Source organism: Shewanella sp. 10N.286.52.E4, assembly GCF_041468785.1.
Classification (GTDB): domain Bacteria; phylum Pseudomonadota; class Gammaproteobacteria; order Enterobacterales; family Shewanellaceae; genus Shewanella; species Shewanella electrodiphila.
Genome location: NZ_JBFRJJ010000005.1, coordinates 13,506 through 38,917, shown reverse-complemented (window position 1 = coordinate 38,917; position 25,412 = coordinate 13,506). Strand labels below are relative to the sequence as shown.

Sequence of the window (25,412 nt, the reverse complement as noted above, 5' to 3'; positions counted from 1 at the left end):
TTAGAAACTGCTCCATGTATTCACAACGACTGTCATCGTTAATATTGTTTGTTCGCGCAAAGCTGTCTAATGAAGCGTTGGCTCATAATGACTAGCCATGTTTGGCACTTCTACAAACGGTGCCAAACTTCAACTATCAAAATCAGTGACAAATCACGCCAGGTAAGCAGCTAAACCTCGTCTAAAGTATTAGACCAAGTTTGCCTCACATTAACTTAACAATTAACAAACAGTAAAACGTTACAAATATTTAAACATATGATGTTTGCACTTGTAAACAGTATGTTGTACCAACCAATCATTTATGGCACAACAAATGGAGACTAAAGAGCATACATTTGGTGCGACCAATACTTTTTACCCTGTAATTATAGAAACTTAAATTTATTTTCTCGGAATATATATCAAACAAAAATATTAACTAAAAGCCTATTACCTTTGTTGATACAGCAAACATTTCATACAAAAATCGCCAAAATTTTAACGAATTCCTATTCGATTGAAGAAGTTTTTTTAACAAATTTCATTTACAAAACCACCACAAAACCCGACAATTTCTCTGATAAATGATAATAAATCAATGCTATAGCACCGTAATAACAACAAACATTTAACATGTTGCACATTTAAACATCATATGTTTAAATACTTCATATGAACTGTATTGCCTGTTTTTTATACATATACTAACAAGCTTATTTAAATACGCTGTAAACATTAAGTCGTGGTTTACCAAGTTCTGATTTGTATGGGGGGGGAATTTATTTCCCGCAATAAGACATAAATAATAAATACACGGAGTAAGAAAATGCCTAAATATAGTAAATTGCATAAAGCAATATTGCTGGCTGGTTGTTCTTTTGCAGCCTTCTCAAGCAACCTATATGCTGCGGAAGTTGTAGATGCGCCTAATGAAGAAGCGGTTTCAACTAAAGACATTGAAGTCATCATGGTAAGCGCGCAAAAACGTGAGCAGGCACTAAAAGATGTTCCCGTCTCTATTGAAGTTTTGGATGGTGATTTAGTCGAAAAAATGGGTGTCCAAGACGGTTTCGACCTCGTTAAATACCTACCGGGCTTTGGTATCGATGACAGTACTGAAATTAGAACAACAACATTAAAAACCCGTGGTATTGGTACTTTTACTAACTCTATCGGTTTGCAATCTTCAAACCTTGTGGTTATTGATGGTGAAGTATTACCCCGTCAATCTATGCTAAACCTTGCGGTTGCCGATGTTGAACGTGTTGAAGCGTTACGTGGTCCTCAAGGCACCTTATTTGGTCAAAACACCTCAACCGGTATGCTGCATTATGTGACCAAAAAGCCTAATTTAAATGGCGTTAGCGGTAAAGTTAGAACCGAACTCACCCAAGACAATGGTATAAATGTTAGTGGCGTAGTGAATGTGCCACTCTCTGACAATTGGGCGTTTCGAATGAACGCACAGTGGAGCGAAGTTGACGGTTGGATTGACAATACAATGCCAGGTCATGAAGATTATAAAATAGGTGAAAAAGATCAATCAGGTTTACGTGGTCAACTTCTTTATGATGATGGCGAGCAATTTAATATCTTGTTCCGTGCTGAATATGCAGAAACTGACAGTAACTGTTGTTCAATGACACAGATTGGTCCGGTTAATCCAGATTACGGCCCTAAACCTATCATCAACATTAAAGATGATGGCATCATTGAAGGCACAACTTATAACCGTATAAATTCTTCAAAATCTTTTGATGATACAGGTAAACCTGTTACTGCTCGTAACCCCGAAGCAAACTATGGTTCAACTGAAAACTTAGGTTTCTCTATTGCTGCTGATTATTACCTTAATGATGACTTAACCCTTTCATATAATGGTAGTTACCGAGACTTCGACCTATATAACAGTTCAGGTTTTTTCACTTTAAACTTCCCACTAGAGCGTTCAGCATTTGGCGGTAATGAATCTGTTATCGTGAACCAACAAGAAATTCGTTTAAGCTCATTCGATAATGAAAAGTTTGATTGGATTGTAGGTTTGTTTTATCACAACACTGAAGGTCAACGTTCAGAAAACCGAGATGGTTGTATCGCTGGTAACTTCGGCTTTATCAATGGCGGCGAGTTATCTGGTTGTTACGATCGCCAGTCTACAAGAAACTTCTTAAGCATGTATGAAGGACAACAGTTTGACGAAAGTATGATGGCCGACCTAAATCCAGGCCGTTTGCTCTCTGGTGGTAACTTCACCACTAACTTCGAAAACTTTGCCATCTTCGGTCAATTTGAATACCAAATTACAGATCAACTAGATGCCACTTTCGGATTCCGTGCTCTGCATGAAGAAGGTGAAGCAACGTTCGAGCGTACTGATTTGTTTGCACCATCAGATGGGATCGGTATGGATACATACGCTGATGTGTTAGCAATGTCTCAAACAGATCCTTCATTGATTAAACGTCAAACTGAAAAAACCAAGTTCTCAGATTCTGATGATGCATTTATTTACAAGGCTGTTGTGGGTTACGACTTTACCAATTCAATTCGTGCTTATGTCAATTACTCAACGGGTTATAAAGGTTCTTCGTATTTTGTTACTACAAATACTAACCCATTAGATGCTGATCAATTCCCAACAAAACCTGAGCAATCAAGTAACTTTGAAGTTGGTTTACGTACTGGCTTTTTTGATAATGACGTACTATTCAACATCACTTACTTTGATATGACAGTTGAAGATTATCAAGTACGCGCAACACGTGTGATTGATGAAGAAGAGAATATCGTTTTCGCAGGCTACGTGAATGCAAAAGAAGCACGCTCAACGGGTTTCGAAGCTGATGCGATAGTTGATATCACAGAAGATTTACGTTGGACCGCAAGTTACGCCATTTTTGATGCGCGTTACGAAGATTTCTCAGATACACCGATTAACTGTCCTGCAGGTGATGGTGGCGAATTAGCAGATCGTTGTAACACTGATCCTGTAACCGGTCGTCAAACATTTGATCAAACAGGCCTTTCTTTCCCGAATAATGCTGAGCAGCAAGTATTTAGTACATTGAAATACTCAACTGAATTCGGTAACACGGGCTGGAATGGTAACGTACAAGCAGCTTGGCGTTATAACGGTGCGCATACACAAACTATTAATGAGCTAGCGCTTGATCAAAATGCTAATCCTTCTTCAAGTATTTGGGATTTATACTTTAACTTTGGGCAAGACAATTTACGTTTCAGCCTATATGTGAAGAACTTATTCGACAAGCCATATACCACACGTCAAAACACCAACCAAGAAGGTTATGGACAAGCCTTCTACCCTCGTGATTGGAACCGTTTCTTTGGCGGCAGCGTGCAATATGCTTTCTAAGCTCGTTTAATCCATGTTGCCTTACTGTCATTGCCCCAACAGTGATAGTAAGGCTTAAAGCAATACAGCACGTAGCTAACAAGTACGTTGCTAACCAGTTCAATAAGGGCGAATGAGATATCCCCTTTCCTGTCTCATTCGCCCTACATTGAATTTGCGATTTTTAGCACAGTGATTACTAAACATGATGGAAGTATCAAAAACACCTTCGGGTGTTTTTTTATGTCTACAGCATAAGAAGTCGTTACTTCACACGTCATGAGGATTATAATTCTATGTAATTTTTTATCTTGCTTGCTAAGTTATCTGTAATTGTCGGATTGCCAATTATCGAGAACCTTACTAGGAGCACCATGACACAACTCACCTTAGACAAAATTGATTTCGCGATTCTCTCAGAACTACAACGCCATGGACGCTTATCCAATCAAGAATTAGCAATCAATGTGGGGTTATCGCCTTCTCCGTGTTCTCGTAGAGTTAAAGCTTTAGAGGATGCTGGTTTTATTGCAGGTTACGCAACACTATTAAATGCAGAACAATTCAACCTAGCCTTAACGGTGTACATTCAAATCCGCTTAGAAAAACACGCCAGTGACATATTAGAAGCATTTGAAGCCGATATTATTAATTATGAAGAAGTTCAAGAATGCAGTTTAATCACCGGCAGTGAAGCTGACTATCACCTTAAAGTGTTAGTCAAAGACATGCAGCATTACAAAGTATTCTTACTGGATAAACTCACGACAAACCCACATATAGCAGGGATCCATTCAAGCTTTGTACTTAAAAAAGTGAAAAGTAGCACAGCCATTCCCATCAGTTAATGTGCGCTATATCAAGTTTGTGCCAATCTGTATAAATATATTAAATTGCGCCAGCAAACCTTTCTGGTTGCTATGGCGAAAACATATTTCAACTAATGTAAAAATATCACATTAATTTTCTGCACACCCTCTATATACAGCAATTAAATATCGCCACAGGTATTAATCTAGCAATATAAAACCATTGCACCACGTCAATAAAACACTATCATGCGCGCTCTTTATATTTTCATCCTCATCAGAGAGTCATCATGAGTGCACAAGCAAACGGACATTTTAGTTCAAGAATCGGTTTTATTATGGCCGCAGCAGGTTCTGCTGTAGGTGTGGGTAATATTTGGGGATTCCCAACACAAGCTGCAACCCACGGTGGAGGCGCATTTTTACTCGTATATGTGTTGCTCATTATCCTACTGGGATACCCAATGTTGATGGCTGAGTTAATGGTGGGTCGTCATGGTCAAACTAACCCTGCAGATGCCATGGCAAAACTGGGCAATTCTGCAATATCAAAGCAGATCGGTAAAACGATCGGTATGATTTCGATTATCACAGCAACACTGATTTGTACCTTTTACAGTATTCTTTCTGGCTGGTTTGTCAGTTTTGCGCTAGCACCCATTGCACAAATGGCAGACCAACCTGATATTGCAAACTGGTTTACCGAGTTTTCAGTTTCAAGAAACTTAGTCTTTTCTTTAGTGTTTATCGCGTTAGTTGTTCTAGTGATCCGACAAGGGATCCAAAAAGGTATCGAGCGTTGGTCTAAGCGTTTAATGCCATTGTTGCTGATAATGCTGGTGTTAGGGGCGGTTTATATCTTAACTCAGCCAGGGGCAATGCAAGGTTTAAAGGTATTATTAGTTCCTGACTTTTCAATGATATTTAATGCTGATGTGTTAATTGGTGCCTTAGGACAAACCTTCTTCTCATTAACTGTGGGAACAGGAGCGATGATGGTTTATGGCGCCTATCTAAATAAACAAGAGAACATCGGCCAATTAACTGCTTACGTGACGTTAACTGACACTATGGTAGCATTTCTTGCTGCGCTAATGATTATTCCAGCAATGTACGTGGCGCAACATAATGGCGTTCAAATATTTGCAGACGATGGCAGCTTACTCAACTCAGATACGCTTGTGTTTAGTGTTCTACCTGCATTATTCGACTCTATTGGTGGCATCAGTCAATATATTATCGCTATCGTGTTTTTTACGTTAATGACCATTGCCGGATTAACTTCTGCTATGTCGATTGTTGAAGTGCCCACCAGCTATATCGTCGAAAAGACATCATTAAACCGCAACAAAGCGACGTTAGTTGTCGGCGTCTTTATCGCCATCATGGCCAGCATCATTGTGTTTAACTTTAGTGCATTATTCGGACTCATCATTACCTTAACAACAGAGCGAGCACAGCCTTTAATAGCTTTAGGTATTGCGATATTCATGGGTTGGGTTTGGCATAGAAATAAGTTAATGGAAGATATTGCGCAGCAGGATTCTGTTAACCCAGATAGCTTTTTTTGGCGCTTATGGCCTGTCTACGTTAAGTATATTTGTCCACTATTAATAACAGTGATAATTCTACAATTATTTATTGGTTAGCTAGGGGTTTATCTGTTAACTGAAGGATTTTCTGTTAAGTGATGGGTTATCTGTTAGCGAGGGGTTCATTTGCAAAGTCGTTATTAAGCATTGAGTCTCTAAAGGGATTTTTAAAACAATAATCAATCACATAAAGGCCATGACGACATGGCCTTTTTTATCACTGTAAAATATAAGCGATTTACACTTCCCATTTCACATCTACAAATCATGTCACATCTACAAATCAGGTTACACATAACACTGTATAAATAAACAGTGTCATGATAAATTAAACTATCCCAGTATAGTAATAATGTCATTAGTTTACATAAGGCATTGAATTATTAATAAAAAACAAAAGAGAATCATCTAATGAATGTGATGGGCATCATGCTTAAAGCTAATGAAATGCGAATAGTAACTTTAACGGGCAGCAGAACCTGTCATGAAATGGTTAATGCTAAATTCAATAAGCTCGCTTTGAATAAGCACCCTGAGCAAAAAGATGTGAAAGAACTAGTACAACAAATTATGGACTATTGTAACGCCAACAACATCAATAAAGCGGTGATTAATCGACGCTCTACCACAGGTCAAGGAGCTGGTGGTGCGGGAACTTTTTTATTAGAAGGCGCCATATTAGCTACATTAAATTGTGAAATAGATTTTGTGCATCCAGCAACGTTAAGAGCTACCGATAAGCGTGAAGCAGATCATAAGTCAACCAAACCTAAAACAGTCGACTTGGGCAAAGCTTATGATCTGGCTTATGAAGCACTAGCCCTCAATTAAGCTATGTAAAAAGCGCTCTGAACGTGGAATGTAGTAATTATCATAGTCAAATGACATTACTACACTGGATGTTTTGGCTATGATTTCATCTCTAGGTACAAAACCAATCACTCGAGAATCAGAACTATGATCACGGTTATCGCCTAGTGCTAGGTAATGACCTTCTGGTACGGTAACCTCAGAAAAATTTGAAAGCCTAGAGCCACTGTTACTGGTGCGAACGAAATGGTTAACCGTGCTAGTTTCAGAAAATAATTGCTCAATTTTGTCCTCGGATGAATCAGTTGAACTTATTGGTTGATAGGCTAATGTATTTCCATTAATGCTGAGCACATTATCCGTTAATGCAATGACATCACCTGGGACGCCAATGACACGTTTAACCAGTCTATTATCAGCAGCTGTAGATTCGAAAATAATAATATCGCCGCGCTGAGGATCTGCAATCTTATAAAGCGAAATGTGCGTAAACGGTACTCGTAAATCATAAGCCATTTTATCAGCATATAACCTATCACCTTCGATGATTGTCGGTTTCATTGAACCTGACGGCACTGTATACCAATCTGCAACGGCACTTCTAAAAACACTCATTAAGATAATAAATAACAATATCGATTTATTAGCTTTAATCGCTTTTATAATCCTGTTCGTCATATAAACTCCATTTTATTAAATAACAAATTCACTTGTAGATTAGCAAAATGGAATGCAATACAACAGTGAGTTTAAATGATGTTTAATCTTCAATATGATGTGCGAATTTAATTAAGCAGAAGTGTGGCATTATTATGCCTGATATAGAAATGCTTAAAGGGAAGCTAAGTACTTCCCTTTCTATGCATTTATTTGACCCGCGTGCTGATCCATTTAGCTAATATATTTGCTGACGCGCCATGGGCAATAAGACTGATAAAAACAGTACAAATAACTGTCATCGCAATAAAGTCACCCCCCGGCAAATCACGATCAAGCATGATGATAACAAACACAATGGATGCTAAACCGCGGGGTCCAAACCAGCCTAAAAATAATCTTGAAGGGACATTCTCACCTCTTCGCCCCAAAGATATGAAGATAGGTATCATTCTAACAACAGTTAAACTTAGTAGAGCATACAGAAGCATCGTCCAAGTAAACGTTTCAATAGCATTGCCAATGACAATGGCACCAAATAACATCCAAGTCAGTAATGCGAGAATTTCGCCAATACCTTCTGTGGGTAATATCAATTTATGTTTGACGTCTTTCATCAAGTATCCAAACAACAACCCACCAGAAAACGCCGCAATATAACCACTCCCCTCCAATTGTTGAGAAATAGCAAAACAACATAGCGCTAGACTTAAGACAATGTTTTGGCTCCAAGCCTCAGTGATCCAATTTTTCTTATAACTGTATCTGATTAACTTTGATGCGATAAAGCTTGCTGATAACCCCACCGCTAAACCAATGCCTAATTCTTCAGCTAAATAGGTCATTGCTAAATGGGATACTTGCCCTTCTGCAATACTGCCACTAGCAAGCGCAAGAAATACAAATAAAATAGGTACACAAATCCCATCATTTAAGCCACTTTCAATATTGAGACCTTCACGAATTTTTGCAGGCACTACAGGACTGGAAACCACAGCTTTACCTAAGGCGGCATCGGTTGCAGCTAACATGGTTGCCAACGCAGCGAGTTCAAATAGAGATAAATTAGGAAACAGTAGATAACCAGCAATAAAACCTAACCCAATGGCACCTGGAAGCCCATATAGCAGCATCCGCGTCGGAATATTAATATGCTGTTTTAATATCGATAAATTACTGTTTGAGGCATCACAAAATAACACCACAGCCAAGGTTAAATCGGCAAACACCCGCATAGCTGAATTACCGAGTTCATTGCCCAACCAGCCAAAAGCTGACGGTCCCAGTATGAAACCCACGACAACAAACACCATAGGGCCAGATATCATCGATCGCTCGACTCGGCCTGCAATTAAACTGTAGCTAAAAGCGAAAACAGCTAATATCGCTAATTCTAAATACATGACTCAATCTCCCTATCGAGGCGCTAACGCAATTCATTGCATCATCTAAATTTAAGCATTATTAAAAACACCTAGATTACATCACCCAATGATTATGACCTATTTATTATCCTGCACGACAAGTTTTAGTAGGCAAGCCCAAATATCCACCATAAAAAAGCCTCGAGATATATCGAGGCCAGTTAGTTAATCTACTTAATGCTAGAATTAATTGATATATATATCCCTTAAAATCAATAGCTAAATTTATCTTAAACAGTTAAAGAATACAATTTCACATTAACGATTACAGATAGTGTTAGCTTCGTGACAAAAGTCATCATAATAAATTAATCTGATTAGGGTTAATGTCTTTAAATGTCGACGTTTCGCCATTAGTCCAAATGACCTCAACTGAATCAATTTGCTGACATTCGCCCAACCCAAAATGGATTTGTTGATTATAAGATTGCGTGTAAGGCGCACCAGATGCGCCGACTCGCCTAATTTGACTACTGCCACAAGCACTAAGTTTTACCAAAGCCCCTTGTGCAGTTGCTTTATCCTTTGGTGAGTTATTAACTGTTACTACAGTGAAGTTCGCATTCCCCGTATCGCGATTGACCGCTTGGTTTTTGTAAACATGCCATTGACCGCGCTCATTTGCGTAAACAAGATCATTAAAACCATCTCTGTTGTAATCAACCACATCACTGCCAGAGCCTGCTGCGCCGAGCTCCAGTGATTTAATGCCATGGTGCGCTTGAACTGTAAATGTACCATCACCATTATTAAGCCAAAGTAGCTGTTCTGTTGCCTGAGACAAATCTCCTTGCTTAACCACAAACACATCTTGATACCCTGAATTGTTAAAGTCTGCCACCGCGACACTTGAAGTATGCTCATTCATCACTAGATTAGCCTTAGCCGTGACATTGACAAATTTTCCATGTCGATTCTCAAGTAACATGTCTTTAGGCGCAGGCAATTGCTCTGTTGCGTCATATTGCTCAACACCTTTAACTACCCCAGTCGTTGGCGAGAAGGTATTTCCTGCGATCCGCCAGGTATCATTACCTACGTAACCAACATATAGCCCTTTATTAGGTAGTTTGTCAGGCCAGCCTAATGCATTACTGCTAACCAACTTGATGTTTTGTCCACTATGACGCTCACCTTCAAATTGGTACTTATATGCTCCCTCTCCTATAAACACATCTTGATTTGGATAAGGTGACTGGTAGTTTTCTAATTCAAAAGTGTCACCAATGATTAAATCCTCAAAGCGGAACTTGCCACGTTTAGTATAAAAGGCAAAAGTATTTCTGGCTTTATCAAAGAAGGTGTCACCCGCTTCAAATGGTCTTGCTCTAGTAAGATAGAGGTCAAAGTCACCATCATTATCATAATCAATTTCAGCTATACCAGTGACATGTTTTATATCTTGCGCAAACACACCATTAGTCACTTCTGTGTAAGTTAAATCACCATTTCCCTTTAAAGCGATTAGTCGGCCATGACCGTATATAAGTAAGTCATCAATCTTGTCATTGTTAAAGTCAGTAATTAGTATTTTTTGCCCATCCTGATAGGTTTGCGGTAAATCTGTCGCATAACTGAGATTGCCTTTACCGTCATTTTGATAAATAAAGTTTTCAGTCGTACTTTTAGGTTTTGGCCCCTTAGCCCGCGAAGGAAAACCCATTAATATTAAATCTAATTCACCATTGTTATTTGCATCAAAAAACTTACTGGTTCTGCCACGTAAGTTTTGTAATGGCGGGTTAAATTCATTACCTTCAATGATCGTTCGGCCATCAAAATGATATAGCTTGGCATTACGTGCATTGGAGCCTGAACCGCCTCCACGAGAAATTAAAATATCAACTTTTCCGTCTTGATTAAAATCTGCAACACCAATGCCATGCATGTCACCCACAATCAAATCATGACCTTTCGAATATGTGCCTTCATTGTTCCAATAAAGCTTTACTGAATATCCATGATCGGTCAGCAAAAGGTCTGGATAACCATCCTGGTCAAAATCGGCTATCACCGGATTATCCCATTTACGGCGATTAACACTTTCCAGTTTGATATCTTGGTGCTGGTCTGAGAATAATATGCGTTGATTGGTCACTGTGTCTGCTGAACCAGAGTCTTCAGTTGTAGTTTCACAACCTAACAAACTGGCAATAGCTAAACTGACAGCGAGCGCCGTCGATAATTTTATAAACTGTAACATGAGTGCTTCCTGCATGAAGGGCCATGGTATTAACTCAATTAGATTAATGAGTTAATACCGATGAGCTTTAAAAGTGCATAACTAATGATATAAACACAATCAATTAAGATGAGTGAGAGTCAAATCTACTTGCTGGTAGAAAAGGTTTGATCGAAACGCGGCATGCCTTTTAAACGCCAATCAGCGCCTTCATAGGCTTCATGGAACCAAAGCGGTTGTTTATTATCCCAACTCCACTTTTCCATCTCTCGTACCATGTCAATCAACATTGTTTTATGCTTTTTACTTAAATCATTGGTTTCATTTAAGTCCACTTCAACATTAAACAATTGCCAAGGCTTGTCACCCTGCTTTACCGCTTTCCATTGATTGCGGCGAACAGATGCATCGCTATAGCCTTTACGGTGACGTAAAACATAAAAGAGCTCATCTTTATGCGGATCTTCTCCGGCACTAAATGCAGGCCAAATATCTTTACCGTCTAACCTTTTTTGACTCGGAATTGTTATGCCAGCTAACGCTGCAAATGTCGGATATAAATCTAACGCTAACACGGGGTGTTCGAAGCGCTGACCAGCAGCAACTTGTTTAGGCCAGTGAAACAACATTGGCGATCTAAATCCGCCTTCATATACGCTTCCTTTGCCTTCCTTTAACGGGTAATTACTGGCACCTTTGCTTAGCTTGCCTCCGTTATCACTTAAAAAAACAATCAAGGTGTTATCTAATTGATTAGTCTTTTCTAACGAGTCAACAACGCGCCCAATACCGCGATCTACCGCATAGACCATTCCTGCGTAGGTTTTACGTTTTTCATCGGTAATGTTAGGAAACATATCCATGTCAGATTGTTTCGCCTCTAAAGGAACATGAGGTGCGTTGTAGGCTAAATATAAAAAGAATGGTTTGTCATCGGTCGCTGCATCTTCAACGAAACGACTGGCTTCGCGAGAAAGCGCATCAGTGATGTATCCGTTTTCATCAACTTCTTTACCATTATGTTCCAAAGGCAAAATGTAATGATTGATATTGGTATTGCCCAGTTTTACTTGGTTAGCATATTGCGCTTTAAACTGTTCAGGGAAGTAATTATGCCCACCGCCAGTAAAACCATAAAAATCATCAAAGCCACGCGCATTGGGATGGAACTCAGGCGCTTCACCTAAGTGCCACTTACCGATTGCTCCAGTGTTGTAGCCGTTATTTTGCAGTAGCTTACTGATAAATTGCTCATTGGTTGGAACGCCAACAAATGAACCTTTGGTAGGTAAATTAAACTGAGAACCAATTTTATGTGGGTAACGCCCTGTCATTAACGCCGCTCGGCTGGGACCACAAAATGGATGCGCCACATAAGCTTGTGAGAATGAAGTCCCATTTGCAGCTAACTCGTCTAAGTTTGGTGTTGTAATATCAGTCGAGCCATTAAATCCAACGTCGTTATAGCCAAGATCGTCAGTCAAAATAAGCAGTATATTCGGCTGTTGCTGACTGGTATGCGCAGTTTCTGCAGCGATAGCTGGTACAGCTGTGACCGAGGTTGACACTAGCATGGCTAATGATGATAAAACGCCCAAAACATTAGCCTTGACCTTAGCTGTCCTTTTTAAATTCAAGTGCTGATACGGGCTTAATGTTGAACTTGTAGTAAGTAATCTATTCATAACATCCATTTCTCTAATTACTGCAATTATCATTAATCATGCTTTATTAACTGAGCGAGTATTAATTTAGCGTGTATTAACTTATTACGCATTAAACGCTCAAAGCCTTTACCGTCACTAAAGTAAATTATCACTACTAGAACTAAGTTACTTAATTCATTTAATAAAATATGATAATTTATTTTGCTTAACGCGATACAAACGGCATTATAAATGCCGTTTTCCTGTACAATTTTATGTAGCAAATCTAGCTACTGAGATGTGAAAACTCTCACATTAAAACTCCTGCAAAATCTCATACACATGCTCAAAGTTTTATACCGGCTGCAACCATATACTTGCCGACTAAACATGTATCGAATTAGCCTTATGCATATACCCCTGATTCGAATAGCACCTGAGTCAAATAGCACCTGAGTCAAATAGCACTTTATTCAAATAGCGCCTGATTCAAAAAGAATGTGCTCTACCATGTCACGCTGCTGCGCAGTATTTAATTGATCGGTTCTTTGGTAATGCAATTCTTCTAATGCACTGAGTAATTGCGGATCGGTTAATTGTCTTTTTCCTATGACATCTAAAGCCATATCAATGACTGCATCTGAGGGATCTGATAGCGCATCCGTTAATAACATCACTTCATCGTCCCTTGAAACCACACCAATCACTCCAATGGCTGCAGCACGAACATTGTCATAAGGGGAATAATAAAATTGCTGATACGCTTGATTGAATTGCTGCTTTTTCTCTTCAGCCATGTAACTGACTTGGCTAGTCAGCTTTATGCTGTCAGTTAATATATTAGGATCTGTTATATTGACTAAATTCTGTCTTAATTGTTGTCGCTGTTCTGGCAATAACTTATGTGAATAATTTTGTTGGTATAGTTGATTCGCAATAACATCATTTGGATTTTCAATTAAAAACTCAAATATCCCCTCTTCTAAACCTTCATCCTCAACAGACGTTATCGACAACATGGCTGTTATCGCCATTTGTTTAATCGCTGAATCTTGCAGTGAATTAATATCACTCATCAACTGGTAAAATTCAGTATTAGAAGATAAATCCCATTGTTGATCATACAATGATGAAATCAGCTGGCATTGCTCAAATGTCATTGCCTCACTGGATACAGCATCTAGATTATCGATAATCATTGGCTGCGGTTTGTTATTTGTTACCCTAATCAAGTTTGAGTCATCAGTAAACTGAGCTGGGTTCTCTTGGTTTGGGTTTGAGTTTTGTAATTGGCCTTGGTTTTGGTCACGTTCTTGATATTCACTTGCATATCTAGATGAAGCGCTATTAGTTAAATCATTAAAGAAGAACCCAAACAGAAAACCAATAAACATCATGCATACTGAAAATAACAAGGCTGCTGCGATTTGTTTATTAGTTCTAATATTAAACACTAAATTTGTTTGATGATTTAACACTGCATTCCCCTTTTCATGACCCACTCAACAATATGACTATTAATGTTTATAGTGTTTGAGCGGCGAATCACTCACTGCTCAAACACTTTTATTAACGTAATGACCAAGCTAAGGCTTAATCTAAACTTATTTGTTAATCCACACTGTCGCGGCTTTGCCATTTAGTTTGACGGCATCTTCACGGTAAAAGACTTTCGTTGCACGTTCGTAATTGCCCGTTTTTGTAATATTGGCATTTGAAATATCAATACCAAAACGCCCTTTTACAGCTGTGCCAACATTATTTTTGTTAAGCGCAGAAGCCAACAATACTGGTGCAATTGGTTTGGTGTGCCAGCGACGACCAGAAGGATCGTTCGGGAAATCAGCAATCTTAGTTCTGCCCGCGCTTTCACTTGGTTCGACAAAATATTGTGACGACGCACCAATATCAGCTAACGGCGTGTTTTTAGTTTTAGTCAGAGATATGCGGCCAGTAAACTTAGTGCGCTCAAAATAACCACGGCTAAAGGTGCTAGAGTCACTTGAGTTGCTCATTATGGTAAATGCACTGTTTACACCACGGATATTGGTGCCGGTGATATCAGAACAAATCTTTTGATGCGGTTTTAGAAACAAAGCAGCCATACCTTCAGTGTTTTCAATATCAATCATTTTGATATCTGCAATATTACCGACGCGGGGACCTGCTTGGTTTAAGTAATCTGATGGTCTGCCACTACCAGGCTCTAAACGAATGGTTAACCCCCCTTCAGCATCTAAGTTCTTTAGACGCATCTGCTTACCGCTGAATAGTTGGATCAATGCGTAACCTGCTGCCACCTTTGTAGCAGAGATATTTTCGACAACACCCTTTTGAGGAATGCGACCATAAGTCGCATTGTTAGCCACTGTTCTAGCGTCACTATCAGCAACCATAAATAGTGATGGGAAAATAGAATAGTTATCCTTGATATCAAAATTTGATAACGCAAAGTTCTTCACATAACCCACACGTACCGGAATTGCATTTAAAAAAATGGCATTTTTATTGACGTCAATTTTAAAACGAGCATTACCGGTTGAGGTAATCTCCACATTTTGCATTAAAGGCGCACGAGGACCTTGACCATTACGGTTGAGGTTAAATAAAACTTTATCAGCCATTTTAATGGTTTTACCTGACTGAATTTCTAATCGAACATTGGCTTTTAAATCAACTTGCGCCAATTTCAAATCATTACCCATCACTTTTACCACGCCGCCATTTGGCTTATTAGTAGCGCGATCGATAGCGGCTTGAAGTGCTCGCGTTTGCACTGCTGCACTACCCGATAATGTGACGGTTTCAGTTGCTCCGGTCACTTTGTTAGTAAAATAACGGCCTTGATTACCAATACTTGCAGCTGCTGTTGGCGCGACATAAGTCATTGATGCCATTGAAAGCGTTAGCATACTTCCGAGTAAACATGTCTGGGCAGTTTTCCCGATGCTGGTGTTAAAAACGTTGTTCATAATTTATCCTAATTCACATTATTTTTACTGCTTTGCCAACATTGGAGCCGCAAAAACCCCGCTCTTGGCTATACAGCCAAAAGTGGTTTCCAATCTAAAACAGGGATTGTTGGCGCTTGTGTTATTGACACATTCAGTTGCTAACAAAAGCTTTAGTTAACATATGCTTTAGTTAACATGAGCTTTCATTAATACTGATGCTGTAATCACAGCGCCGATATGTCATCACAACAATTTTTGTTTAGTTCATGATTGTTGTGACAAGTTACTGTTACCTATTTTTACCATTACGCCTTGAGTAATATTCGCAAGGTAAATATAAGTCTACAAAAGGCCTTTCATATGTTGACGAAACTTAACGATAGAAGGATCTTCTAAGCGCACCAGTTCGTCATGCATATATTTAACCATCTGTTTTAGTTGTTTTTTGTACTTGGGATCTTTGATTGAATTGGTCATTTCGTAAGGATCATTGTTCAAGTCATATAACTCATCACGACTATCACCTGGGTTCCATACAAATTTCATTTCTGGGGTACGGATAGCTCTTATTCCAAACCAGCCACCGTTGTACCATTCGTAGGCATATAGCGCGATATCATCTTTACCTTTATCAGCCACATCACCTTGTTCCATCAGTGGTACCAATGAACGGCCATCCACATCACCATCGTCAGCAAGCGTCATCCAATCAGCTAATGTGGGAGCAATGTCCAACATAGAAACTTGACGTTGGATAATCTTCGGTTCAACACTTGGGTCACGAATAATTAATGGCATTCTCATTAATTCATCGTAAGCATATGGCCCTTTATCATAAAGGTTATGTTCCCCTAGCATACTGCCCTGATCGCCAATGATAATGATGCGTAAATCATCATACATGCCGACTTCTTTAGCCGTTGCAATCAGTTCACCGACAGCATGATCGATCATTGCGATCGCTCCATAATAGAAGGTCCGAGACTTACGCCAATCTTCATCTGTCATGTGGCTTACATCGTGCCAAGGCCACCAAATATCATCTTGAGCCATCGGCTTATGAATACGTTCAATCCCATGATTCTTAGGTAGCTCAACAGTTTTCGGATCAAACATACTCGCGTATGGCTCAGGAACGCGATAAGGCGGATGCGGTTGCTCAAAACTTACGATACCAAAGAAAGGCTCGTCTTTTTTAGCGGCTGCGCGCAACATTTTCTGACCTTCACGAACCTCTTTACCCGCTTTAGTGTCTTCAAAAGTGCCTGGCATAGTGCGGTAATATTCGTGCTTTTCACCATTAGCATCACGCTCACCACGATTAAATTTTTCGATATTGGCCTGTGTTTCATAAGGTGTCCATTGACGGCCATGACGCTCTACGTCTTTATCGTGACCATATATAAACTCAGCTCCTCGTAATGCTGGACCTTGAGCGCCAATATGCCACTTACCGACGTAGCCAACCTTGTAACCCACATCAACGGCGCGGCGAATAACGCCTCCTTCTTCTGGGTTTAATTCATCAACGCGTGAATGATATAAGCCGACATTGTCATCTAAGCCTGTTTTATGACCCCAGCGTCCAGTAAACATTGCAGCTCGAGATGGAGAACATAAACCGGTACTGGTCATTGCATTATCAAATCGAACACCTTCATGAGCTAACGCATCAATGTTAGGCGTATTAACTGGGCCATCACGGTAAGAAAAAGTATCGAAACGCATGTCATCAAACATCAAGATCAATACATTAGGCTGAACTTGTTGTGCTGATTTTAAATTGGTGTCGTTTGCTTCATTAGCATGCACAACTTGACTTACTAATGTGCTTATTCCAACACAGGTTAATGTCAGCAATGTTTTCAGATTATTGTTTATCATTATTTTGTCTCTTGTTTGGTCTTTCTCTACTCATTTAAAACAATTACTTAAAATCATGTTTTACAACAGTTACTTACAAAACCTCTTAGAACAATGATGCTAGATTGTGCTCTTCTTTATCAGTAAGTGATTATGAGTAAGTGTTTATAAGTAAATTGTTCTACGAGTAAAGACTGCGCGAGCTCTTAAGAATGTAAATGGATCATTGACACTCTTCCCCAAATTGCCCGCACAACAGTCTTACTAGCTTTTAGCTATGTTGATATCTCTAAGTCGTACCCTTTACTGTTTAACCACCGAAATATCATCGATATAAAACAAAGCTGACTCTTTAGCGATGAGTGAAGGGTCAATTGAGATTGTCAGTTTGGCATCAGCTGGAACTGCTTGCGTTAGGTTAATTTCTTGACTAACGGTTATCCATTGCGCTTTATGTGCATGATCAATATGACTTAAATTAATCGGCTTTAAATTAAAACCAACATCAGTATTCGCATCGTTAGTGACTGTGACATCAAACTCTTTGAGCGAATTACTGGTATCAACCCATAGGCGCATAGAAAAAACATACTTACCAGCATCTAATTTAACTGCAGCTTCAGGAGAGCTGATAATAATTGGTTGCGTAGCATCTGCAGCCAATGCTGACACTTTTAAGCTACGCAAACCTGTAATGCGTTGCTCTTTAGTTATCTCGGCATATTTAGCTGACTCAGTACTGATATCCCAGAACTTTTGGTAATCATTATTTGCTGAGTTTTCAGGTACCAACTTAAGTGGACGCTTATTTTCTTGGAATAAAATAGGCCCTTCAAAACCAAAGAATGCTCTATCTAATAACTGCGGGTTAGGCTTTTGCCACACACGCATATAGTCAACTTCGAAATCTGCTGGTAGCTCTTCTTTATTTGGCATGCCAAGCCATGCAAAGATTTCTGAATCTAACCAAATTTCTAGTGGATTATTCAATACCCAACGATCGCCTAATTCTTTTTGAGTAAAACGTTCCAGTAATTTGCCGTCTAAATACAGGTTTAAGTAATCTTCACCCCACTCAGCTGCATAAATATGAAATTCATCAGCTACGCGATATGGCAAGTTTTCTTTATGATGAAAAACACGTGTAGGACGTTTTGCTGGTGGGCTCCAATCATGAACGGTTGATTTAGATTGATCAGGTTTAATATCACCAATGATTTTTGGATTACCAATTTGCTCATAAATATCAAGCTCAGACTGGTAACCAATAGCCCAAAAGGCGCTAGTCATGGATGCGTTAACCGCTTTAGAGCGTATTTCCATATAACCGTTAAGAAAACGTTTATTACTCACAATAGCAGCAGTAGTAATAGGCATAAACTCGCCACTTTCTGCAGTGCCATATTTGGCTTTAATTTTTCCATCTGCGTAAGCTTCGTCAGCAAAATCAAAGTCGGGTTCCCACTGACTGCGAAGTTTGAGTAAACCATCTTCTAAAATAACGTTATGAGGCGCAAACTGCGATGGTGCGCGCCCTTTCCAAATGTAGTATTCATCATTTGCACCTTGAACAAACCATTTTTCTTGATCAATAACATCTGCGTTAAACTCATCACTGATTTCAGTATTTAATACCCAGCCACCTTCATTGTTCGGATCTGAGTACGGCATAACTTGATCAAGTGCCACTGAAGATTGACTGCTCTGTTGACTTACCAACTCAGTTTCAGGCGCTTTTTCATTATTTTGACAAGCCATTAAGCTTTGAGAAATAAGTAACACCAAAGCACTTTGTGCAAATATCGTCTTAGCGAAATTTGACTTGGCAACGATAGGCTTCATTTACGGACGTCCTTTTAATAATCAAATCCCATGATGACAATCACATCCAACAAGATTTGTACTTACTGAAATCAACCCCACATTGTCCAGTTAAAACGTTCAAAACACGCTTTACAGGTTTGTGAAATTTGTTAAATTGAAACTCAATATAAACATATGATGTTTGCATTTGCAATATCTATTTATTGCTTTGCATTACTTTACATTAGCCATATTCGATATATTTAACATCACTATCATTCAAGCGACCACACGCAACACTAGCAGACCTAACCAGTTAATATAATTGCCTTTAAAAATAAATCCATAAATAACAACACTTGTTCTACTCCCTCTACGTCACACAAAACAAATCACTACAATAAGGTTTTAATAATGACAATGTTCACCATGCAGGCAGGCTTTTCTGTTAACAATTAAGATTACTGGAGCTTTAAACCAATATTAAAAATTGTCGTATTTGTACAATCTCCTTTTGTTAGTTCTTGCTAAAATCTCTCCATCAATTTCGTCATCGCTTAAAACACGTTGATAATTTACAGCCCGTCTTCGAGCTAAATAACCATAAAGATTTGCAAGGTCTTCAATATGAACTCACAAACATCATTAGCACAACTTGGGTGGCGACCATTTTTTCAACAACAATTGTCGCTCAATGAACTTGAGTTATTGTCTGTAGAAAACCTTGATGAAAAGCTATATGCAGGACGTGTTATTGAACACCATCGAAATGGTGTTGTGGTAATGAATGACTCAGGCCAATTTTCATTAACCCAAACAGCCCTTCAAGCAACACAGACTGACAGACTGTGTGTCGGAGATTGGCTGTTATTCAATACTCAACTTCAGTTTGAACGCTTACTAGAAAGACAATCATTGTTTCAACGAAAAGCACCGGGCAGTAAAATCGATACTCAGCTAATTTCGTCTAACGTGGATAGCTTATTTATTGTTTGTTCGCTCAACCAAGACTTTAATTTAAGCCGAATTGAACGTTACCTTGCGTTAGCAAAAGAAGCGCAAGTAGAACCCATTATAATCCTGACGAAAGCCGATCAATGTAAAGATGCTGATGATAAGCGTCAGCAAGTACAGTCACTTGATCCATTTATGATGGTTCATGCATTAAACGCTCTAGATAAAGACCATATAATTGAACTCAGCGGTTATTGCAAGCAAGGTAAAACTATCGCATTGCTTGGCTCATCTGGTGTGGGCAAGTCTACTTTAGTCAACGGCTTAATGGGTGTAGATACGCAGCTAACGAGTGATATCCGTGAAGATGACAGTAAAGGAAGACACACCACGACATCTCGTGCATTGAAACCACTCGCCCAGGGCGGTTTGATTATAGACACACCCGGCATGCGAGAATTACAACTCAGTGCTTGTGAGCAAGGGGTAAGTGAAACCTTTAGTGAAATCACTGAACTGGCAGCACAATGCCGCTTTGCAGATTGTCAGCACAACTCAGAACCTGGTTGCGCGATTCAAAATGCATTAGATAAAGGGGATATTGATCAAAGACGATTGGTTAGCTACCAGAAACTAATGCGAGAACAAGCCATGAATAGCGCGACGTTAGCGCAAAAAAGAGCTAAAGATAAAGCACTTGGAAAAATGATTAATTCAGTGCAAACAGCCTCGCGTTCTTTTAAAAAAGGCACTTATTAACGCTGTGGTAATTAAGTTTTTAGCTCAATAAATTAATCTATTAGTTCTGTTAAAAACCATTGCTGGCCAAATAGTATTTTAATTCATTTAACCAGCGAGCTTCCCTTTACTATTCATAACGTTTAAATAAGAAATACTGTTCGGGGCAGCCGTCAAAACCAGGCGCTGTTCCAATAACCTCGAAACCACATTTCTGGTAAAAGTTCGGGGCTTGAAATGCCAACGTATCGACTTGCGCGGCTTTACACCCCTGCTGTTTGGCTTCCTGTTCAGCTAACTTCATCAACTGATATCCGAGTCTTTGACCACGGTATTCATCACTGACCCACACCACGTTGATTAAAAATTTATGGTATATCGTTCGCCCAGATATGCCAGCAACGATTGTGTTATTGCTATCTCGCATAATTACAGTCAAGGGTTTGGACGTTTCATTACCCATGTGGCTAAAATTAAACTCCCTAACACCATCAACAAGTTGATCAACAATTTTCGACTCTTCTGAGTGTAAAACTTCTATATTCACATCCTTTCCTCTTACATGTTTTTTCACATTCAAACTTATGATTATATTAATTTTATCATTAATACCAATCTATAACTGCTATAAATGCAAAAGCCATTTGTTTACACAAATGGCTTAATTATCATTTCAGTCATTTAAGAGATAAACGTTATAGATATGCTTTCAAAAAGACCAAGTATTTGTTCGAAGCACTGACGCGATTTTCTTTTTTACTAAAGCCATGACCTTCGTCATCAAAAACTAAGTAATCAACATGAGTACCACCAGAGCGAATAGACTCGACCATTTCATCACTTTCGATTTTTAGCACTCTTGGATCATTAGCACCTTGCACAACAAGTACTGGACTTTTAACTTGATGACCAAAAAATACCGGTGAAATGTTATGTAAGCGCTCTTTATCAGTAGCAGGGTCTCCAAGTTCGTCATAAAGACTTTTTCTAAATGCTTCCCAATAAGGCGGAATACTTTCTAGGGTTCTTACCCAATTGGTGACACCAAAAATATTAATACCGACTTTAAATTCATCGGTAAATGCCATTGCAGCCATAGTTAAATAACCGCCATAACTGCCACCCATCACGCCAATTTTTTCAGCATCAACCCAATCTAAGCTCTGTAGGTACTTTTTGTTGTATACCACATCTTGTAAATCATCTTCACCATGACGTTTATCATCTAAGTGAAAGAAGGTTTTACCGTAACCACTTGAACCACGGTTATTGATTTTAATAATAGCGTAACCATTATTCACCAAGTGCTGAACCGTGGCTGAGTAGCCTTTACGTGATTGCCCTCCTGGTCCGCCATGTATATAGATTAGCGCAGGGACTTTGGTAAACTCAGCTTGTTTTGGCTTATATAAAATAGCTGGGATCTCAATACCATCAAAGCTTTTGAATCTCACCACTTCACCAGCGACTAAGTTTTGCTCTTTAATGGCTGGATTGCCGGAGTTAGTAAGACGTAGTACCTTATCAGTACCAACTTTATGGCTGTATAAATTTGATGGTGAAGTATCTGAATTGATATAGAACACCATTGATTTAGAATCTTGTGAAAAGTTAACTCCACGGAGATCGCCACTTGGTAATGTAGGCAAAGAGAGTTCACGGTTGTTTTTGTGATCGGTTATCGTTAATTGAGTTTGAGCATCAGCATTGATACCCGTGATTTGATAACGACCATCTTTCGAGAAGTAACTGAAACTTACATCCCAATCGGCTTTATAATTTAACTCACTTTCACTGGTAGCAATATCATAGGTCCATGCTTGGTTAAATTCCCCAAACTCATTTGTCGCATATAACAGCTGCTTGTTGTCTTTGGTGAAGGTGTAAGCATAATAAGACACATCACCTTCATGCTCTGTAATTAAGCGAGGTTTGTTCATTTTTAGTCGTAAATCAACCAAATATAAATCAGTATTACTATTAGAGTGGTTCTTACTTAAGGCAATAAAACGACCATTCGGACTCATGCTTTCAACTGTAAATCCTGACTCATTTTTATAAATTAAATTACGACTATAGTCTGCTGTATTATATTGATAAACGTCAAAATATTTAGCATCACGCTCATTGGTCATGACAAAAAACGAATCATCATCTTCATGCCATGACAACATCATGGCCTTCAAGCCTTCACCTGGAGTTAAATCTACTTCATTGCCTTCGAGGTCTTTAACAAATAGATGGTTTAATTCATCTCCCCCTTTGTCAGCACTATAAAGAAAGCGATCATCTTTAGGGAACCAAGATTCAACAAAAATTGATTCTTCTGTAGAAAACGTTAATTGAGTTGTTTTGGAGCCATCTACTGGCACTTTGTATGCGTTGAAGATCCCTGAATCATCATTACTTACCAAAACCGCACTTCCGGAATGATTAATAGATGAGCCAAACACACTGGTCGTTTTATAAAACTCTTCAGCTGTGTAAGTTTCAAAGTTGATTTGAGCTTGAGGGGATATCTGTGGAGCCGGCTGTGTTTGTTTTTTTGCGGTAGAGCAACCTGTCAATACTAACGCGATGACAGCAGTACTCATCAATGTCTTAAGCATAATATATCCTTATTTAGCTTGAAATTGGTTTTCTCAATAAATCGACAACTCAACAGCTTACTAAGAAATTGAACACAAATTAAACTAACACTAACCTGTATTTTTGGCCAATTAGTTTACCTTGAACTGCGACTAATCATCTCAACACAAACGTGTCAGGCACAGAAATTCCTTTTACACTATCTTAAGAACATGGTTTACACATTGATGCTTTTATTTTTCACAAAAGTACCTGGAAAAATAGCATTAATGAATGAAGGAAAGCATATAATCCAAATTCCAATTAATAAAAACCAATTCATTTTGAAATTAGTCGTTTGAAAATTATAAATTTTTGATTTCATATAGGTATAAGGTAAAACAATACGATTTTTGTGCGCAATTTGGTATACCAGGCCTTGCTCATGCCATAGGGATATTTCTGTTTGCTCTTGAGCTTCAGCCTCATTTATTGAAACAGATATTGTCTTTGCTATTTTTTGACATAATGCTCGACTAATACCAAGCGCAGCAAATGTTTCAGGGTATGACTGAAGATAAAGATCATAATAACGAGTAGTTTTATCTAACTCCTCGTCGTAAACTGTTTCTGTTTTACACTTCACTTTGTCTACTAAGGTTCGAAACTCGTGGACTTCAGATAATGGAGCCACATGATATTTAGGTACAGCCCAGCACAGAAAAACGATATTAATCAGAAGAAAAGCCAGTAAGAATAAAGCTCTTTTATATTCATCACCTCTAGCTTCAAACTCAAAGTATTCAAGTCTATATCCATAGTTTGAATTATATGCGTCCTCTAATTCATTTTCAGATTGAACTTGCTTTTGTTCTAATAACTGTTCTTCAGGGCTATTAGCCCGATTGTCTATTTCTGCTAATAGATCTTGATATCGTTGTGGGTACTTAGCTGCATTAATATTTTCTTTAACGTCTAATAACTCTTCCAATGAGTATTTTGAATAATCAATTGTCATTATCTTCCTTAATAATTATCTCTATTTTGCTTATTTCACTATCGGTTAACGCTTTATACCCTCTCGGATAAGGCCAGCCATACCCCCATCGATAAGTTGTGGGAAAATATGGACTGCCACCGACTCGAACTCCTGCCAACATTATATTGGCAATATGAGGATCACCCACTTTTGCTACACACTGTTTTAATCGTCTGTCCGATTCAAGACGTTGCTTAAAAGTGCCGCCTTGCCAATAGTCGTAATCATGAGCAGTACAGCATGATAACCACAATTCATTTTGGCTAAAGATTCCATCAGGAAATACACTACATCCATCTGAAGTGAACGGTTTGATTTGCTCAGCATGGACAGTGAAAGACGAAATTAATATGATAATAACAAACAAGCCGCTCATAAATAGTTCCAATGTTACTTCTAATTTACAACTGTTTTTAAACATCCGTTTAGGTTTAGGTTTAGGTTTAGGTTTAGGTTTTCAGCATTATTAATAATACGTCTTCAGCCAAATCACAATTAGCTGATTGAGATGAAATAAAATCACTCATTAAAATATTGAATTATATATTTAATTGCCAAAACAAATTACAAAACTACTATTTACAACCCTTTTTACTCATCCTTAGGAGGTTAAGAATAGGTATAACGTGTAAACAACTTAATAGTGATAAATGAGCATAGTGTAATACCCAAGGCATCGGCTAGAAGATCGCTTAAATCAAATGTCCTTGTACTAATAAACGCTTGGCTTATTTCTTCGACTAACACAAAGATACTGACGACTAGAACAGCATAGTAAATGCGAATATTTCTGAAGCTAAAGTGTGCTAAACGACTGGCCAGTAATCCCATTGTTGTCAACAAACCAAATAAGCAAAAATGGCCAATTTTATCACCATGGGGAATAGTGCGAACTAAATCGAAAAAGACATTACTTCCACCCGTATTGGCTTGGTAAATAATCCAGCCTATAAAACTGCTAAACGACACAGCTAAAAAAATGAGCGCTTTATACATTATTCCGTTAACCCCTTATCCATTATGTGTATAAAGATGA

Annotated in this window: 18 protein-coding genes; 5 read left to right on the top strand and 13 right to left on the bottom strand. The window is 38.6% G+C overall.

Annotated features, from left to right (window positions below; translation table 11 throughout):
• The first annotated feature begins 808 nt into the window (after nt 1-808).
• From AB4153_RS02515 to AB4153_RS02500, 4 genes are all read left to right on the top strand, one after another.
• Nucleotides 809-3,358, top strand: coding sequence for a TonB-dependent receptor (locus tag AB4153_RS02515; protein WP_371996253.1), 2,550 nt, complete (start codon nt 809-811; stop codon nt 3,356-3,358).
• Between the two features lie 353 nt (nt 3,359-3,711).
• Nucleotides 3,712-4,185, top strand: coding sequence for an Lrp/AsnC family transcriptional regulator (locus AB4153_RS02510; RefSeq protein ID WP_371996252.1), 474 nt, complete (start codon nt 3,712-3,714; stop codon nt 4,183-4,185).
• Nucleotides 4,186-4,436: 251 nt separating this feature from the next.
• The gene (locus tag AB4153_RS02505) at nt 4,437-5,795 is read left to right on the top strand and encodes a sodium-dependent transporter (protein WP_303517660.1); all 1,359 of its coding nucleotides are present in this window, start codon (nt 4,437-4,439) and stop codon (nt 5,793-5,795) included.
• A 390-nt stretch (nt 5,796-6,185) separates the two neighbouring features.
• On the top strand, nt 6,186-6,569 hold the full coding sequence (locus AB4153_RS02500; protein WP_371996250.1) for a DUF3010 family protein: 384 nt from the start codon (nt 6,186-6,188) through the stop codon (nt 6,567-6,569).
• Here the strand turns inward: AB4153_RS02500 and lepB are convergent.
• The 8 genes from lepB to AB4153_RS02460 all read right to left on the bottom strand — a co-directional run bounded on the left by lepB (nt 6,555) and on the right by AB4153_RS02460 (nt 19,116).
• The gene (lepB, locus tag AB4153_RS02495) at nt 6,555-7,226 is read right to left on the bottom strand and encodes a signal peptidase I (protein ID WP_303517662.1); all 672 of its coding nucleotides are present in this window, start codon (nt 7,224-7,226) and stop codon (nt 6,555-6,557) included. The two genes, AB4153_RS02500 and lepB, sit on opposite strands and share 15 nt — an antisense overlap.
• Nucleotides 7,227-7,414: 188 nt before the next feature.
• On the bottom strand, nt 7,415-8,608 hold the full coding sequence (locus AB4153_RS02490) for a cation:proton antiporter (protein WP_371996249.1): 1,194 nt from the start codon (nt 8,606-8,608) through the stop codon (nt 7,415-7,417).
• Between the two features lie 319 nt (nt 8,609-8,927).
• Nucleotides 8,928-10,832 carry a CRTAC1 family protein gene (locus AB4153_RS02485; RefSeq protein WP_371996248.1) on the bottom strand — a complete coding sequence of 635 codons (1,905 nt, stop codon included), beginning with the start codon at nt 10,830-10,832 and terminating at the stop codon, nt 8,928-8,930.
• A 125-nt stretch (nt 10,833-10,957) separates the two neighbouring features.
• Complete coding sequence (locus tag AB4153_RS02480) at nt 10,958-12,409, bottom strand: sulfatase (RefSeq protein ID WP_371996246.1); 1,452 nt, start codon at nt 12,407-12,409, stop codon at nt 10,958-10,960.
• A gap of 521 nt (nt 12,410-12,930) precedes the next feature.
• Nucleotides 12,931-13,935 carry a HEAT repeat domain-containing protein gene (locus tag AB4153_RS02475; protein WP_303517671.1) on the bottom strand — a complete coding sequence of 335 codons (1,005 nt, stop codon included), beginning with the start codon at nt 13,933-13,935 and terminating at the stop codon, nt 12,931-12,933.
• A 126-nt stretch (nt 13,936-14,061) separates the two neighbouring features.
• Nucleotides 14,062-15,429 (bottom strand): hypothetical protein, encoded by a 1,368-nt coding sequence (locus AB4153_RS02470; protein WP_102435620.1) that lies wholly within the window; start codon nt 15,427-15,429, stop codon nt 14,062-14,064.
• A gap of 324 nt (nt 15,430-15,753) precedes the next feature.
• The gene (locus tag AB4153_RS02465) at nt 15,754-17,295 is read right to left on the bottom strand and encodes a sulfatase-like hydrolase/transferase (RefSeq protein ID WP_303517674.1); all 1,542 of its coding nucleotides are present in this window, start codon (nt 17,293-17,295) and stop codon (nt 15,754-15,756) included.
• Nucleotides 17,296-17,577: 282 nt separating this feature from the next.
• On the bottom strand, nt 17,578-19,116 hold the full coding sequence (locus tag AB4153_RS02460) for a family 16 glycosylhydrolase (RefSeq protein WP_371996245.1): 1,539 nt from the start codon (nt 19,114-19,116) through the stop codon (nt 17,578-17,580).
• Nucleotides 19,117-19,704: 588 nt separating this feature from the next.
• Here AB4153_RS02460 and rsgA point away from each other — a divergent pair.
• Nucleotides 19,705-20,790: a ribosome small subunit-dependent GTPase A gene (gene rsgA, locus AB4153_RS02455; RefSeq protein ID WP_371996244.1), complete on the top strand. Its 1,086-nt coding sequence runs from the start codon at nt 19,705-19,707 to the stop codon at nt 20,788-20,790.
• A 109-nt stretch (nt 20,791-20,899) separates the two neighbouring features.
• Here rsgA and AB4153_RS02450 read toward each other — a convergent pair whose 3' ends face one another.
• The 5 genes from AB4153_RS02450 to AB4153_RS02430 all read right to left on the bottom strand — a co-directional run bounded on the left by AB4153_RS02450 (nt 20,900) and on the right by AB4153_RS02430 (nt 25,372).
• Nucleotides 20,900-21,316, bottom strand: a complete 417-nt coding sequence (locus AB4153_RS02450) for a GNAT family N-acetyltransferase (protein WP_102527197.1) — start codon at nt 21,314-21,316, stop codon at nt 20,900-20,902.
• Between the two features lie 148 nt (nt 21,317-21,464).
• Nucleotides 21,465-23,378 carry a prolyl oligopeptidase family serine peptidase gene (locus AB4153_RS02445; RefSeq protein ID WP_371996243.1) on the bottom strand — a complete coding sequence of 638 codons (1,914 nt, stop codon included), beginning with the start codon at nt 23,376-23,378 and terminating at the stop codon, nt 21,465-21,467.
• A gap of 197 nt (nt 23,379-23,575) precedes the next feature.
• On the bottom strand, nt 23,576-24,355 hold the full coding sequence (locus AB4153_RS02440) for a hypothetical protein (RefSeq protein WP_371996242.1): 780 nt from the start codon (nt 24,353-24,355) through the stop codon (nt 23,576-23,578).
• Nucleotides 24,345-24,752 carry a hypothetical protein gene (locus AB4153_RS02435; RefSeq protein ID WP_371996241.1) on the bottom strand — a complete coding sequence of 136 codons (408 nt, stop codon included), beginning with the start codon at nt 24,750-24,752 and terminating at the stop codon, nt 24,345-24,347. The genes AB4153_RS02440 and AB4153_RS02435 overlap by 11 nt, the downstream gene beginning before the upstream one ends.
• Nucleotides 24,753-24,985: 233 nt before the next feature.
• Complete coding sequence (locus AB4153_RS02430; RefSeq protein WP_371996240.1) at nt 24,986-25,372, bottom strand: VanZ family protein; 387 nt, start codon at nt 25,370-25,372, stop codon at nt 24,986-24,988.
• Nucleotides 25,373-25,412 lie beyond the last annotated feature (40 nt).